Here is a 15,396-nt window from a genome sequence, read left to right as displayed (position 1 = left end):
TCCCTTTACCTCCCATGACATCCGATTCCCCGCAAGCCCGCACGCTGTACCGCAAGCTGGTGGATGCGCACACCGTCACCGCGCTCGACGCGGACAACGTGCTGCTCTACGCCGACCTGCACCTGATGAACGAATACACCAGCCCGCAGGCCTTCGCCGGGCTGGCGGCGCAAGGCCGCGCCGTCCCCGAGCCCGGCCAGCAGGTGGCGGTGGTGGACCACATCATCCCGACCCATGCGGAGTCGCCGCGCCGCATCCAGGACCCGGCGTCGGCGCTGCAGGCACGCAACCTGAAGCGCAACTGCGAACTGCACGACATCCCCCTGTTCGACACCAACGATCCGCTGCAGGGCATCGAGCACGTGATCGCGCCCGAGCACGGCATGATCCGGCCCGGCATGGTGGTGCTGTGCGGCGACAGCCATACCACCACCTACGGCGCCCTGGGGGCGCTGGGCTTCGGCATCGGCACCTCCGAGGTCGAGCACGTGCTCGCCACGCAGACGCTGGTCTACCGGCTGGCGCGCGACATGCGGATCCGCGTGGACGGTGCGCTGCCGCGCGGCACCACGTCCAAGGACCTGATCCTGCATATCATCAGCCGGATCAGCGCCCAGGGCGCGCGCGGCTATGTGGTGGAGTTCGCCGGCCCGGCCGTCGACGCGCTGTCGGTCGAGGCGCGCATGACCCTGTGCAACATGACGGTGGAAGCGGGCGCGCGCGGCGCGCTGATCGCGCCGGACGAGGCCACGACGGAATACGTGCTGGCGCGCGCGGCCGATATCGACGCGACGATGGCCGCGGCCGCGCGCCGGCACTGGCAGACGCTGCACAGCGACGACGGCGCGCGCTTCGACGCCGAACTTCGCTTCGACGCCGCCGAGGTCGCGCCCTACGTCACCTGGGGCACCAGTCCCGACCAAGCCATTCCGATCGACGCGCCGGTGCCGCGGCTGGCCGACGCCGCCGACGACATCGCGCGCGCCGCGGCCGCCAAGGCGCTCGACTATATCGGCCTCGCGCCGGGCGACTCGCTGCATGGGCTGCCGGTGCAGCGCGTGTTCATCGGCTCCTGCACCAATGGCCGCATCGAGGACCTGCGTGCGGTGGCCGCCGTCGTCCGCGGCCGCAAGGTGGCCAGCGGCGTGCGCGCGATGGTGGTGCCGGGTTCCGGCGCGGTGCGCGAGCAGGCCGAGCGCGAGGGCATCGCCGCCGTGCTGATCGATGCCGGCTTCGAATGGCGCAAGCCGGGCTGCTCGATGTGCCTGGCCATGAACGACGATATGCTGGCGCCGGGCGAGCGCTGCGCGTCCACCACCAACCGCAATTTCGAGGGCCGGCAGGGGCGGGGCGGTCGCACCCACCTGATGAGTCCCGCCATGGCCGCCGCCGCCGCGCTGTGCGGCCGGATCACCGACGTGCGCGCACTGGAGCCCGCCCATGCCTGAAAACCACACCGTCCCCACCATCGACGTCATCGAGGGCATCGGCGCGCCGCTGCCGGTGGCGAACCTGGACACCGACCAGATCATGCCCAAGCAGTTCCTGCGCATCATCGACAAGGCGGGCCTGGACAAGGGGTTGCTGTACGACATGCGCTTCGACGGCGAGGGCCGCCCGCGCGCCGGCTTCGTGCTGAACCAGCCGCGCTACCGGGACACCGGCGTCCTGGTCGCCGGCCCGAACTTCGGCTGTGGCTCCAGCCGCGAGCATGCGGTCTGGGGCCTGCAGCAGTACGGCATCCGCGCGGTGATCGCGCCCAGCTTCGGCGAGATCTTCTACTCCAACGCGATGAACAACCAGTTGCTGCTGGTGATGCTGCCGCAGGCCGATGTCGATGCGCTGCTGCGCGAGGTCGGCGAGGAGCGTGGCGAGCCGGCCCGCATCCGCATCGATCTGCGGACCATGCGCGTCAGCGCCGGCGCCTACGAGGGCGCGTTCACGATGAGCGAGCGCCATCGCAGCATGTTCCGCCAGGGGCTCGACGTGATCGGCCTGACGCTGACGCACGCGGAGGCGATCGCCGCGTTCGCCGCGGCCCATCACCGCGCCCAGCCGTGGCTGCACGATGTCGCGCGCAAGACCATGGGGCGGCTGCGGCGCGCTGAACCGGCATGACGAAGGAAGCAACGATGTTCGAAGGATTCGAGACGCGGCGCGTGCGCTGTGGCGATGTCACCATCCATGCGCGCGGGGGCGGCCAGGGCCCTGGCTTGCTGCTGCTGCACGGCCATCCGCAGACGCACGTGATCTGGCACAAGGTGGCCGGCACGCTGGCGCGGCATTTCACCGTGGTGGCCGCGGACCTGCGCGGCTACGGGGACAGCGACAAGCCCGCGGGCGATCCGGACCATGCCAACTACAGCAAGCGCACCATGGCGCGGGACCAGGTGACGCTGATGGAAGCGCTCGGCTTCGAGCGCTTCGGCGTGCTGGCGCACGACCGCGGCGCGCGGGTGGCCCACCGGCTGGCGGTGGACCATCCCGGCCGCGTGCAGCGGCTGGTGACGCTGGACATCGCGCCGACGCTGGCGATGTACGAGCAGACCAGCCTCGCCTTTGCGCTGGCTTACTACCACTGGTTCTTCCTGATCCGCCCGGCGCCCGTGCCGGAGACCCTGATCGAGGCGGACCCCGAACTCTATCTGCGCAGCACCATGGGCGGGCGCAGCGCGGGCATGGCGCCTTTCACCGACGCGGCGCTGGCCGAATACCTGCGCTGCCTCAAGAGCCCCGGCGCCGCGCACGGGCTGTGCGAGGACTACCGCGCCAGCGCCACCATCGACCTGGAGCACGACCGCGCCGATCTGGCGGCGGGGCGCCAGGTGGAGTGCGAGATGCTGGCGCTGTGGGGCGAGCAGGGCGCGGTCGGCAAGTGCTTCGCGCCGCTGGAGGAATGGCGCAAGGTCGCGCGCCGCGTGCGGGGCCGGGCGTTGCCGTGCGGGCACTATATCGCCGAGGAAATGCCCGAGCGGCTGCTCGAGGAGGCCCTGCCGTTCCTGCTGGGCGCATGAGCGGGCGCTGACTGCCGCGGCCCGCGGCATGCCCCGTCGCGTACCGTGAAAGCCACGGCGCGGCGGCCCGCGCACCGATCCGTTTTAGAATGGGTGCAAGCGGTGACCCGGGGCGCTGGCCAGTTCCTGGCGCACCGCCGCTATGGAGCTGCTTGGAATGGATGACCCCTTCACCCCGCCCGGCCAGCATGGGCACGACCGGGCCGCCGACATGGAGGTGCCCACGGCCCACCTCGGCGCCATGCTCGACAGCATCACCGACGGCTTCCTCTCGCTGGACCGCGACTGGCGCCTGACCTACGTGAACCGCACGGCGGAACGGCTGTTGCGCAAGAACTGGGAAGACCTTGCCGGGCGCCGCCTGTGGGAGGTCTATCCCGACCTGATCGGCTCGGACTACTATCACGCCTACCAGCAGGCGGCCGCCAGCGGCGAGCCGCGCGCCTGCACCGCCTACTATGCGCCGCTGGCAAGCTGGTTCGAGGCGCGCGCGTTTCCGCACGTGGCGGGGCTCAGCGTGCTGTTTCGCGACGTCACCAGCGAACACGACCATTCCACCCAGCTGGAGTACCAGGCCGGGCACGACTACCTGACCGGGCTGCCCAACCGCCGGCAATGCATGCAGGTGCTCAGCCACGCGGTGGGCTTCGCGCGCGCGCCGCTGCCGCTGAGCGGCGGCGAGGCGGCGCTCGCGGTGCTGTTCGTCGATCTGGACCGCTTCAAGGAGGTCAACGACGCGTTCGGCCATGCCACCGGCGACAGCGTGCTGCGCGAGGTGGCGCGGCGCATTCGCGAGCTGACCACGCCGCCCGTGTTCGTCGCCCGCGTGGGCGGCGACGAGTTTGTCTTCGTGCTGCGGGGCAATGCGGTGACGCACGCCGAAGCGTTTGCGCGCCAGCTGATCGCAAGGGTGTCCGAGCCGATGCAGGTGGGCGGGCGCACGGTGACGCTGGGCGCAAGCGTCGGCATTGCCGTGCTGCCCGCCAACGATCCGGCCGTCACGGCCGAGACGCTGCTGGACCAGGCGGACGTCGCCATGTACGCGGCCAAATCCGCCGGGCGGCTGCAGTGCCGCGTGTTCCGGCCGGAACTGGCGCGCGGCATGCGCGAGAAGCTCGCGCTGCGCGGCGACCTGCCCGCGGCGCTGGCCGACCATCAGTTCGTGCTGCATTTCCAGCCGCAGGTGGCGCTGGCCGAGGCCAGCCTGGTCGGCGCCGAAGCGCTGCTGCGCTGGCAGCATCCGGCGCGCGGGCTGCTTGCGCCGGGCGAATTCCTCGACGTCGTCCTCGACTCGCCGCTGGAGACCGCGGTCGGCGAATGGGTGATCCGCGCCGTGTGCCGCCAGCTCGGCGAATGGCTGCGCGACGGCGTGCCGGTGCCGAAGATCTCGCTGAACCTGTCGGCCCGGCAGCTGATGTCGCCGGGATTGCCCGCGACCGTCGCCCGGCTCACGCGCGAGTACGGGGTGCCGGCGGGCATGCTGGACGTGGAGGTCACCGAGGACTCGCTGATGACGGACTTCGAGTCTGCCGCCGCCGTGCTGCACGAACTGAAATCGCAGGGCCTGAGTACGTCGCTGGACGACTTTGGTTCCGGCTATTCCAGCCTGTCCTACCTGATCCGGCTGCCGGTCGACACCCTGAAGATCGACCGCTCGTTCGTGCATGCGCTGGGCCGCTCGCCCAACGCGCTGGCGGTGATGCGCGGCGTCATCGGGCTCGCCCGCTCGATGGGCATGCGCAGCCTGGCCGAGGGCGTGGAGCTGGAGGCGGAGCGGCGCGTGCTGGCGCAGGAGGGCTGCGACGTGGCGCAGGGCTATCTGTTCAGCCGGCCGCTGCCGGCCGGCGATTTCGCGGCTTTCGTGCTGGCCAGCCACGACCGGGCGGCGTTCCGGCCGGACTGAGCGCCCGCGCGAAGCGGAACCCCTCCCGCGGTGTGGTGCTGCAAGGGGGCGCAGCGGCGGACGAGGCATGTTGGCGCCCGCGCCACAGTGCCCGCCCCCGAGCGACGCGCCTGCAACATACATTCATCAGTGGATGTATCATGCGGCTCTCGTTGCAGAGTTGTGCACTTTTCCGCTGTTGATTTCGCCATGACTTACCGCTTTATCGCCGGCTGCATCACTTGCTGGCTGGGGCTTTGCGCCACTGTCGGCTGGGTGATCGAACGGCTGTGGGCCTGAACCTGGCCCCGAAACGAATCCCCTGCGCCCGCGCCGGCATGCCTTTCGCCTGCGCCCGTCTTCTCCTCCCCAACCTCCTTATCCTCGACATGACTTCAGAACAACAACGCGCGACGCCGGCCCGCCAGTTCCGCAATGCCTGGCTGCTGGCCGCCGCCGCGGCCGCGACCCTGATCGCCGCGCCCGCCCAGGCCGATCCCGCCGTGCACGTGGCCTTCGGCCGTGATACCGACAACGGCCTGAACAAGTACGAGATCGGCCTGAACTGGGATTCGGGCTTCGCCTGGGGCAATCCCAACGGCTGGGGTGCCAAGCTGCAGTACGAAGTGGAACTGGCGCGCTGGAACGCCCGCCGCGGCACCAATCGCCAGGACGTCACGGAATTCGGCCTGTCGCCGATCCTGCGCATCGAGAAGCGCGGCGCCTCGTGGGTGCCGTTCGCGGAGCTGTCGGTGGGCCTGCGCCTGATGAGCAGCACCCATACGTCCGACGAGCACCGCTACAGTACGGCCTTCCAGTTCTCGGACATGGCCGGCATCGGCGTGGCCTTCGGCCCGCAGCAGCGCGCCGAAGTGGGCTTCCGCTACCAGCACATCTCGAACGCCAGCATCAAGCGTCCGAACCCGGGTACCGACTTCTACACCGGCTACGTGCGCTACCGCTTCTGAGCGCCGCGGCGCCCGGCCCGGCTCCGGTCAGGCCGGGCGGCGCGCCGCCGTGCCGGTCCCGCCGGCCGCCAGCGCATCGAAGAACGCCCATAGCGCGGGCGCGTCGGTGGTGGCCACGTTGAAGCGGATCCACGGCGAGTCCGCCTCGCCCGGATCGAAGTACGACCCTGGCGCCAGCCAGATGCCATGCGCGAGCGCCTGCGTGGCGAGCTGGTTCGCATGCAGCGCGGGCTCGGCGGCCTGCACATCGCGCACGCGCGCCCAGGCGAACATGCCGCCTTCCGGGCGCAGCAGCACCTCCAGCCCGTGCGCCTCCATCCTGTCGGTCACCAGATCCTGCTGGGCGCGCAGCCGCGCGGCCAGGGCGGTCACGTGGCGGCCGTAGTGGCCGCTGGTCAGCACCGAATACACCAGCCGTTCCGTCACCTCGGACGAGGTCAGCCCCACCGCCATCTTGGTACGCGCCAGCGCCTTGGCGATCTCCGGGCTGGCGGCCAGGTAGCCCACGCGCAGCGACGGCGCGATGGTCTTGGAAAACCCGTTCACGTAGATCACGTGCGACAGCCCGTCCATGGCCGCCAGCATCGGCGAGCCCGCGGGCGCCAGCTCGCGGTAGATGTCGTCCTCCACCACCAGCATGCCGTGCTGCTCGGCCAGTTGCAGCACGCGGTGCGCGTTCATGCTGGACAGCGTGCCGCCGGTGGGATTCTGCAGCACCGTATTGACGAACAGAGCGCGCGGCGCATGCGTGCGCAGCGCAAGATCGAGCGCGTCGGTATCCAGCCCGGTGGCCGTGCGCGGCACGCCGACGACGCGCAGCCCCGCCAGCCGCAGGATCTGCAGCAGGTTGCAGTAGCACGGATCCTCGACCAGCACCGTGTCGCCGGGGCGCAGCAGCGTGCGCACCACCAGGTCCAGCGCCTGTGTCGCGCCCTGCGTGAGCACCACCTGCTGTGCCTGCACCGGCATGCCGTACTGCGCCAGCCCCGCCGCGATGTGCTCGCGCAGCGCCGCGAAGCCGTAGGGGTGGCCATAGCCGGACACCTGCGCGGCCGGTACGCGCGAGGCCGCGCGCATGGCCTGGTGCAACCCTTCCTCGTTGAGCCAGTCGCCGGGCAGCCAACCCGCGCCGGCCTTGATCGGCACCGAATGGTCGGCAAACACGTCGGACAACAGCCAGGCCGCGTTCAGCCCGGGGGTCTCGCGGCGCGCCGCGGGCGGCTGGCCCGCGGGCGCCTGCCGGTGGGCGACCGTATAGCCGGAGCCGGCGCGCGCGGCCAGGTAACCCAGCGCCGTCAGCCGGCCATAGGCCTCGGCCACGGTGAAGGTGCTGACATCGTGCTGCGCCGCGAGACGCCGCACCGAGGGGATGGCGGCGCCGGGGCGCAGCACCCGCCGGTCGATCAGTCCGGCGATGCCGGCCACGATCTGCTCGGTCAGGGTGTCGCCGCCGCGGCGGCTGCGGGTCAGGTCCAGTGCAATCATGGACGGGATTGTCGGCGGGAAACCTGTACAGTTCAAGCGTTCCGCGACTGTGCAGTTGGAGCCCGCCGCGCACGCCGTCCGGTTCGGGGGCAGTTTGCCGTCGCGGCGCCATGCTATGGGCAACCGCGGCGTTGCGAGGCGGCGCGCGCAGCACGGTTGGAGAGGTGTGCAACGCCACGCAGCCTGTACGGTTCGCCCATCGCCACCTGTACGGTCAGGCAATCTCTTCGCGACCGTATATTTTGTCGGCCATACCGGCCCGCTACAGTGGGGATATCGACCGCCGGCGACGCGCCGGCCATTCCCACGACCCGGATAGCACTTCCCAAGGAGGACGTATGGACGCCGCCAAGACCGTGATTCCCGATCTCGACGCCCTGTGGATGCCCTACACGGCCAACCGCCAGTACAAGGCGGCGCCGCGCCTGCTCGCCTCGGCCAGCGGCATGTACTACACGACCCACGACGGCCGCAAGGTGCTGGACGGCTGCGCGGGCCTGTGGTGCGTGGCCGCGGGCCACTGCCGCACCGAAATCGTCGAGGCGGTGATGCGCCAGGCGCAGACGCTCGACTACGCGCCGCCGTTCCAGATGGGCCACCCGCTGTCGTTCGAGGCCGCCACCAAGGTCGCGGACATCATGCCGGCCGGGCTGGACCGCATTTTCTTCACCAACTCGGGTTCCGAGGCGGTGGACTCCGCGCTGAAGATCGCGCTGTCCTACCACCGCGCGCGCGGCGAGGGCCAGCGCACCCGCTTCATCGGCCGCGAGCGCGGCTACCACGGCGTGGGCTTCGGCGGCATGGCCGTGGGCGGCATCGGCCCGAACCGCAAGGCGTTTTCGGCCAACCTGATGCCGGGCACGGACCATCTGCCCGCCACGCTCAATATCGCCGAGGCGGGCTTCTCCAGGGGCCAGCCGCAATGGGGCGCCCATCTGGCCGAGGACCTGGAGCGCATCCTCGCGCTGCACGATCCGTCCAATGTGGCAGCCGTCATCGTCGAGCCGCTGGCAGGCTCGGCCGGCGTGCTGGTGCCGCCGGTGGGCTATCTCGAAAAGCTGCGCGAGATCACCAGCAAGCACGGCATCCTGCTGATCTTCGACGAGGTCATCACCGCGTTCGGCCGCCTGGGCGCGGCCACTGCGGCCGAGCGCTTCAACGTGACGCCCGACCTGATCACGATGGCCAAGGCCATCAACAACGCCGCGGTGCCGATGGGCGCGGTCGCGGTACGGCGCGAGGTGCACGACACGGTCATCAACGCGGCCGCCGCAGGCGCGATCGAGCTGCCGCACGGCTACACGTACTCGGGGCACCCGCTGGCCGCGGCCGCGGCGATCGCCACGCTGGACCTGTACCAGCGCGAAGACCTGTTCGGCCGCGCCAACCGCCTGGCGCCGCTGTTCGAGGAATCGGTGCATGCGCTGCGCGACGCGCCCAACGTCAAGGACATCCGCAACCTGGGCCTGGTGGCCGGCATCGAACTGGAGCCGCGCGCGGGCGAGCCCGGCGCGCGCGCCTACGAAGCCTTCCTGAAGTGCCTGGAGCGAGGGGTGCTGGTGCGCTATACGGGCGACATCCTGGCCTTCTCGCCGCCGCTGATCATCACCGAGGCGCAGATCGGCGAGATGTTCGACACCGTCAGACAGGTGCTCAAGGAAATCCGGTAAGCGGGCGCGGGGCGCCGCCCCGTCCCGCCCGACCACGAACACGCGAGGAAGACAGCAGTGAACATCGCAGAAAACCGGCAGATCGCCGAAATCCAGCACTACATCGGCGGCACGGTCCGCCGCGCGTCGTCGGAGCGTTTTGCCGACGTCTTCAATCCCGCCACCGGCGAAGTCGGCAGCCGGGTCGGCCTCGGCACCGAGCAGGACGTGGCGGACGCCGTGGCGGCCGCCCAGGCCGCGTTCCCGGCATGGTCCGAGACCCCGCCGCTGCGCCGCGCGCGCATCCTGTTCAAGTTCAAGGAACTGCTGGACAAGCATCACGACGATCTCGCCGCGCTGATCACCCGCGAACACGGCAAGGTCCTGTCGGACGCCCGCGGCGAGGTCACGCGCGGCATCGAGATCGTCGAGTTCGCCTGCGGCATTCCCAACCTGCTCAAGACCGACTTCACCGACAACATCGGCGGCGGCATCGACAACTGGAACCTGCGCCAGCCGCTGGGCGTGGTGGCCGGCATCACGCCGTTCAACTTCCCGGTGATGGTGCCCATGTGGATGTTCCCGGTGGCGCTGGCCTGCGGCAACACCTTCGTGCTCAAGCCGTCGGAGCGCGACCCGTCGCCCAGCCTGCTGATCGCCGACCTGCTCAAGCAGGCCGGCCTGCCCGACGGCGTGTTCAACGTGGTACAGGGCGACAAGGTCGCCGTCGACGCGCTGCTGCGCCACCCCGACGTGCAGGCGCTGTCCTTCGTCGGCTCCACGCCCATCGCCGAGTACATCTATACGGAAGGCACGAAGCACGGCAAGCGCGTGCAGGCGCTGGGCGGCGCCAAGAACCATCTCGTGGTGATGCCCGACGCCGATCTCGAGCAGGCCGTCGACGCGCTGATCGGCGCGGCCTACGGCTCGGCCGGGGAGCGCTGCATGGCGATCTCGGTCGCCGTGGCGGTGGGCGAGGTGGCCGACAAGCTGGTGCCGCGGCTGGCGGAGCGCGCCAAGGCACTGAAGATCCGCAATGGTCTGGAGCCCGACGCCGAGATGGGACCGCTGGTCACCGGCGCCCACAAGGCCAAGGTCGAGGGCTATATCGCCAAGGGCGTCGAGGAAGGCGCCACGCTGGTGACCGATGGCCGCGGCCACAAGGTCCAGGGGCACGAGAACGGCTTCTACGTCGGCGGCACGCTGTTCGACCACGTCACGCCCGACATGACGATCTACAAGGAAGAGATCTTCGGGCCGGTGCTGTCGGTGGTGCGCGTGCACGACTTCGCGGAGGCGGTGCAGTTGATCAACGCGCACGAGTACGGCAACGGCGTGTCCTGCTACACCAGCGACGGCGGCATCGCACGCGCCTTCGCGCGGCAGATCCAGGTGGGCATGGTCGGCATCAACGTGCCCATCCCGGTGCCCATGGCGTGGCATTCGTTCGGCGGCTGGAAGCGCTCGCTGTTCGGCGACCACCACGCCTACGGCGAGGAAGGCGTGCGCTTCTACACGCGCTACAAGAGCGTGATGCAGCGCTGGACCGACAGCATCGCCAAGGGCGCCGAGTTCACGATGCCGGTGGCGAAGTAAGCCGCCCCGATCGGGCCGGGCCATGGCCGCCATGGCCGGCCCGCATCCCCCGGCCTCAGCGTGTCGCGCCCGCCGCCGGTGGATACGCAACATAGGCCGCCAGCAATACCATCCACACCACCCAGGCCGACCACAGCGTGTGCGACAGGAAGTGCGCGCCGCGCATGGTCTGCCCCCAGCCCATCAGCGAGCCGAGCAACAGCGCGCCCGTCAGCGCGTACCTGGCGGCGCCGGGCCGGTCATCGCGCATGCCGAAGTACAGGGCCATCAGCGCAAAGCCTCCCGACGCATGGCCGGCGGGAAAGCAGCGGCCCGGCGCGATGCCGTGCGGCAGTTCGCCGAACAGGGGGATGTCGGGCGCATAACCGCCGTAGGCGGCAATATCCCAGGGGCAATGGTGGATGCTGCCGTGCTTGAGCAGCGCCACCGTCAGCGAGGCCAGCGCGACAGTGGCCGCGATCCAGCCCAGCCTGCGCCGTTCGGGCCTGAGGCCGAGGTCGAAGAACGACATCAGCCAGCCGCACAGCGCCAGAGCGGCCATTACGATCACCGCCATCTTCAGCCCGCTGTGCAGGCCCGCCGTCAGCCAGACGGCCTCGCGCAGCGGGAACGCCCTGGCCGCCGGATCGTAGAACCATCCCTCGATGCGGTGATCCAGTCCGGTACGCGGGAACACCAGCCACAGCAGCAGGCCGCCCGCCAGCGGCAGCGCGAGATGCCATAGCCAGAAGCGGGCCGGATGCCGGTTGAAGGGATTGCCCATGTCTTACACCGGCCTGCGGCAGTTGGCGAACATGTCCTGCGCGCGGTCGTAGACGGCGGTATCCACATCGAGCAGGCCAAGCATCGAGTGGAACAGATTGTCGTGGGAGTAGCGCGTAGCGCTCGCACGCGAGAGGCACTCGCCATCGATGCCGAAGTCGCGGCGATAGCCGTCGGCGAACCACATCAGCATGGGCACGTGCTTCTGAGGGTCCGGTGCGACCAGATACGGCGTGCCGTGCAGGTACAGGCCGTGCTCGCCCAGCGACTCGCCGTGGTCGGACACGTAGATCATCGCGGTATCCACGCGGTCGGCGTAGTCGCGCAACATCTCGATGAGTCCGGCCAGCACGGCATCCGTGTACCGCAGGGAGTTGTCGTAGCCGTCGACGATCTGCTGCCGGGAGCACTGGTCGAGTTGGCTGGTCCTGCACGCCGGGCCGAAGGCTGCGACGCGTGCGGGATAGCGGCTGTAGTAAGCCGGTCCGTGGCTGCCCATCATATGCAGCACCAGCACCGCGTTGTCGCCGCGCCGTTCCGTCCGGCTCGCATTGTCCACGTGGTGCAGCGGGTCCGGTGCGGCCAGCCGCTCCAGTCGTTCCTTGACCCCGTCGAGCAGCGCCTCGTCCAGGCAGCCGTCGGCCCCGCATACGCCGGGCTGGCGGGAAGTGCGGATCGTGCTCGACGGTACGCGGTCGCACACGCCCTTGCAGCCGGACTGGTTGTCGTGCCACTCGACCGCCAGCCCGGCTCGCTGCAGGATGTCCAGCAGGCCCTCACGCTGGCTGGCCTTCTCCACGCTGAAGGCGTCGCGCCCGTAGCCAGAGAACATGCAGGGCAGCGAGACCGCCGTTTCGGTGCCGCACGACCAGACGTTGCGCAGGCTGACCAGTCCCGGCTGCCTCGCCAGCAGCGGGTTGGTGTCGCGCCCATAGCCGTTCAGCGAAAAGTGGTCGGCGCGCGCGGTTTCGCCGATCACCAGCACGGTGAGCGACGGGCGTGGACGGTGCTGCCAGGACGCGCCGAGCCGGGCGTCGGTGCCATAGGGCGCGACGGTACGCGGACCGATGGACCGATGCCGCACGTAGCTGCCGGCCGCCTGAATATAGTTCAGCGGCGTCAGCAGAAAGCGCAGTTCCCGATGATTGCGCGCCACCGACGCAAAGGTCTGGTAGTAGGCCTGCGCGATGCCGGCCAACAGCAGCAATGACAGCAGCGCCACCAGCGCCTTGCTGGCGACCTCCCGCCCGGGCGGGCGCCAGCGGATCGGGACACGCCACAGCAGCCACGCGGGCAGGGCCCCCAGCAGCAGCGCGTGCGCGAACAGCTTTACCGTCAGCAGGTCACGGGCTTCGCGGTAGTCGGTCTGCAAAGCGTTGCGGACCATGCCCACATCCACCATGACCCCGTACTCGTTGATGAAGTAGGACACGAGTGCCGTGGCCACCAGCAGCACCGTGATCAGCGGACGCAGCACCCAGGGCCATGCCAGCATGGTCAGCGCCAGGTTCAGCATGACGAGCAGGAAGCCGAAGGCCGCGGCGAGGCCGAGCGCGCTGGCGGCCGTCAGCGGATGCACCGACAGCAGCTGTCGCCAGAAGCCGGTATTGCAGAACAACAGCAGAAAGAGCGCGATGGAGAGCGTGATCCATTCCGGGCGCAGCGGTGGCCGCCGGCGGTGGCCGGCGTTGGCAAGGCGGGAGTCCAGCATGGCGAGTCGGCAGGCGAAAAGGGCAGCCGACAAGCTAACAATGCGGGCGTGAGGAAACTGCGCGGGCTTTGTGAGGGTTTTGTGTGGTGCGGCGCTTCGTGGGCGCTGCGTCTACCTGATGCGCACGCGGACTTCCGTTCCCTTGCCCGGATGGCTGTCGATCTCGCAACGCCAGCCGCAGCGCGCCGCGACTTCCCGCACGATGGCCAGGCCAAGCCCGGAACCGTCGCCGGTGTTGCCGGCGCGAAAATGGCGCTCGAACACGCGCTGTTGCTGGTCCTGCGCAATGCCGATGCCGGTATCGCGGACCGACAGCCAGCCGTCGTCGAAGCGCGTGACGATGCTGCCGCGCTCGGTGTACTGGACCGCGTTGCGCACGAGGTTGTCCAGCAGCAGGGCCAGCAGATCGGGGGCGACGTCGACTGCCGCCTGCGCCGGAATGCAATTGTCCAGCGCGATGCCGCGCGCCTCGCAGCTTTCGCGGTAAGGCTCCAGCAGGCCATCCACGAACGGCCGCAGATCGACGGTGCGCAACGGCGGCGTCGCGTCGCCGCGCGCGAGGAACAGCAGGCCCTTGAGCCGGCGCTCCAGTTCGTCGACGGCGAGCACGATGCGCTGCGCACGGCTGCCATCGTCCTGCACGCCTTCGGCCAGCAACTCGGCGCTGGTGCGGATGCGGGTGAGCGGCGTGCGCAGCTCGTGGCTGACGTTGGCGGTGAATTCCCGCTCGCGCGCAATCAGGGCCGCATTGCGGGCGCGATAGTCGTCCAGCGCCCGCGCCAGCAACGCCACCTCGCGGTCCTGATCGGGCCGGGAAAGCGGTCCTTCGCCCTGCGCCAGCCCGGCGGTCAGGTGTTCGAACTGGCGCAGCAGCGAGCGGGCGATCCGATAGCCCAGCGTCAGCGACAGCAGCGAGAGCAGCACGCCGCCGATGCCCAGCGACCAGTACAGCCACGCCATGCGCCTCGCATAGCCGGTCTCGTCGTAGAACAGATAGAACCGCTCGCCGTCGTGCTCGCGAATGCCGATGTGGTATTCGGTGCCGCCCGTCACCCACTCGTGCAGGCCCGCCGGCAGTGCGGCCACCGGCGCCGGCATGCCCGCCGGTATCGCGCCGATGGGAGCGCGATAGACCGTCAGGTTCTCGCCCAGCACGCCGCGCGGCGAACTCATGCCCTGCACGATGACGCTGTCCAGCGCGGAATCGATCACCTCGTCGATCAGGTCCGCCTCCTGCGCCTCGCCGATGGCGAACAGTGCCGCGATCAGGACAACCAGCACGAAGGTGGTCAGCAGGAAGAACGCCCATACCAGGCGCGCGCGCAGGCTGCGGCGGGCGGACTCACGCATCGGGATCGGCCAGCCGGTAACCGCGCCCGTGCACGGTCAGCAGGGGGCAGCGCCCGTCGGCGCGGGTCAGCACCCGGCGCAACTGCGCAATCTGGGTCCGCAGCGCATCGCTGGTTTCCTGCTCCTCGCCCCAGATCAGCACCTCCAGTTCGGCGCGGCTGAACAACTGTCCCGGGCGCCCGAGCATCGCCACCAGCAGGCGCATGGCCTTGGGCGGCAGCGCCACCGGCCGGCCTTCCCAGCGCAGTTCGCCGCTGCCGGGATCGTATTCGATACCGCCCAGCCGCATGCGCTCGTCCACGACGCGGCCCTGCGCACGCTTGGCAAGGGCGAGCAGCCGCGCCTCGACCTCCTTCATCGCGTACGGCTTGACCAGATAGTCGTCGGCGCCGGCGTCGAAGCCCGCCAGCTTGTCGTCCAGCGTATCGCGCGCGGTCAGCATCAGGATGGGGGTGGACAGCCGCGCGTCGCGCCGCAGGCGCTGCGCCAGCGTCAGGCCGTCCATGCCCGGCAGGCCCAGGTCGAGCACCACCGCGTCGAACGGCGCGGACGTGGCCAGGTGCAGCGCCACCAGGCCGTTGGGCGCGGCATCGACGTGATGGCCGCGCGCGGTCAGGTACTCGTACAGATTCGCACAGATTTCGGCGTCGTCCTCGACGAGCAGAATACGCATGGCAGGGGCAGGCAGTAGGGCTGGAGACTCGGCTGACGGATGCCACGAGGTGGCACGGCAGGCATCCTATCAGCTTCCGTCGCGCCTCATGCGCGCCCGTTGGGCACCGGGCTTCGCCCCCCTTCGGCGCGCCCGCGAAGCAGGAACAGCGCATCCCCCAAAAGCGGAGGCCCGCGGATATATGTGACGGTTTCGCGCAACCGCCGCGCTACACTACGGCCCATTTTTCCGGGGCGCCCTCATGCCACGGCCGCCAGCCGCGACGCCGTGCAGCGCCCTTTCCCTCTGCATACCCGCGCCTGACCG

The 15,396-nt window shown here is 70.0% G+C and carries 12 protein-coding genes; 7 read left to right on the top strand and 5 right to left on the bottom strand.

Features of this window, described 5'->3' with window-relative positions:
• The first annotated feature begins 14 nt into the window (after window positions 1-14).
• The 5 genes from leuC (at window position 15) to LDO27_RS14350 (ending at window position 5,864) form a co-directional block, all read left to right on the top strand.
• Window positions 15-1,448 (top strand): 3-isopropylmalate dehydratase large subunit, encoded by a 1,434-nt coding sequence (leuC, locus tag LDO27_RS14370; RefSeq protein WP_224042354.1) that lies wholly within the window; start codon window positions 15-17, stop codon window positions 1,446-1,448.
• The gene (gene leuD, locus LDO27_RS14365) at window positions 1,441-2,118 is read left to right on the top strand and encodes a 3-isopropylmalate dehydratase small subunit (protein WP_224042353.1); all 678 of its coding nucleotides are present in this window, start codon (window positions 1,441-1,443) and stop codon (window positions 2,116-2,118) included. Before leuC ends, leuD begins: the two co-directional genes overlap by 8 nt.
• A 14-nt stretch (window positions 2,119-2,132) precedes the next feature.
• Complete coding sequence (locus LDO27_RS14360; RefSeq protein WP_224042566.1) at window positions 2,133-3,014, top strand: alpha/beta fold hydrolase; 882 nt, start codon at window positions 2,133-2,135, stop codon at window positions 3,012-3,014.
• Between the two features lie 157 nt (window positions 3,015-3,171).
• Window positions 3,172-4,917 (top strand): putative bifunctional diguanylate cyclase/phosphodiesterase, encoded by a 1,746-nt coding sequence (locus LDO27_RS14355; protein WP_224042351.1) that lies wholly within the window; start codon window positions 3,172-3,174, stop codon window positions 4,915-4,917.
• Window positions 4,918-5,285: 368 nt separating this feature from the next.
• Window positions 5,286-5,864 carry an acyloxyacyl hydrolase gene (locus LDO27_RS14350; RefSeq protein WP_222202544.1) on the top strand — a complete coding sequence of 193 codons (579 nt, stop codon included), beginning with the start codon at window positions 5,286-5,288 and terminating at the stop codon, window positions 5,862-5,864.
• Window positions 5,865-5,891: 27 nt separating this feature from the next.
• Here LDO27_RS14350 and LDO27_RS14345 read toward each other — a convergent pair whose 3' ends face one another.
• Window positions 5,892-7,349, bottom strand: a complete 1,458-nt coding sequence (locus tag LDO27_RS14345; RefSeq protein WP_224042349.1) for an aminotransferase-like domain-containing protein — start codon at window positions 7,347-7,349, stop codon at window positions 5,892-5,894.
• A gap of 338 nt (window positions 7,350-7,687) precedes the next feature.
• Between LDO27_RS14345 and LDO27_RS14340 the strand changes: the two genes are divergently transcribed.
• Together LDO27_RS14340 and LDO27_RS14335 are read left to right on the top strand one after the other, a co-directional pair.
• Complete coding sequence (locus LDO27_RS14340) at window positions 7,688-9,019, top strand: aspartate aminotransferase family protein (protein ID WP_224042347.1); 1,332 nt, start codon at window positions 7,688-7,690, stop codon at window positions 9,017-9,019.
• Window positions 9,020-9,076: 57 nt separating this feature from the next.
• Window positions 9,077-10,594, top strand: coding sequence for a CoA-acylating methylmalonate-semialdehyde dehydrogenase (locus tag LDO27_RS14335; RefSeq protein ID WP_222202539.1), 1,518 nt, complete (start codon window positions 9,077-9,079; stop codon window positions 10,592-10,594).
• A 55-nt stretch (window positions 10,595-10,649) separates the two neighbouring features.
• Here the strand turns inward: LDO27_RS14335 and LDO27_RS14330 are convergent, their stop codons facing one another.
• From LDO27_RS14330 to LDO27_RS14315, 4 genes are all read right to left on the bottom strand, one after another.
• On the bottom strand, window positions 10,650-11,357 hold the full coding sequence (locus LDO27_RS14330; RefSeq protein ID WP_222202537.1) for a phosphatase PAP2 family protein: 708 nt from the start codon (window positions 11,355-11,357) through the stop codon (window positions 10,650-10,652).
• A 3-nt stretch (window positions 11,358-11,360) separates the two neighbouring features.
• On the bottom strand, window positions 11,361-13,067 hold the full coding sequence (locus tag LDO27_RS14325) for a phosphoethanolamine transferase (RefSeq protein WP_224042345.1): 1,707 nt from the start codon (window positions 13,065-13,067) through the stop codon (window positions 11,361-11,363).
• A gap of 111 nt (window positions 13,068-13,178) precedes the next feature.
• Complete coding sequence (locus LDO27_RS14320; protein WP_222202533.1) at window positions 13,179-14,417, bottom strand: sensor histidine kinase; 1,239 nt, start codon at window positions 14,415-14,417, stop codon at window positions 13,179-13,181.
• Window positions 14,410-15,090 carry a response regulator transcription factor gene (locus LDO27_RS14315; RefSeq protein WP_222202531.1) on the bottom strand — a complete coding sequence of 227 codons (681 nt, stop codon included), beginning with the start codon at window positions 15,088-15,090 and terminating at the stop codon, window positions 14,410-14,412. Before LDO27_RS14315 ends, LDO27_RS14320 begins: the two co-directional genes overlap by 8 nt.
• Window positions 15,091-15,396: the final 306 nt, after the last annotated feature.

It is taken from the genome of Cupriavidus respiraculi, from assembly GCF_914271545.1.
GTDB lineage: Bacteria > Pseudomonadota > Gammaproteobacteria > Burkholderiales > Burkholderiaceae > Cupriavidus > Cupriavidus respiraculi.
Note: the sequence above shows the minus strand (reverse complement) of the source record. Positions and strands in the feature narration are given on the sequence as shown.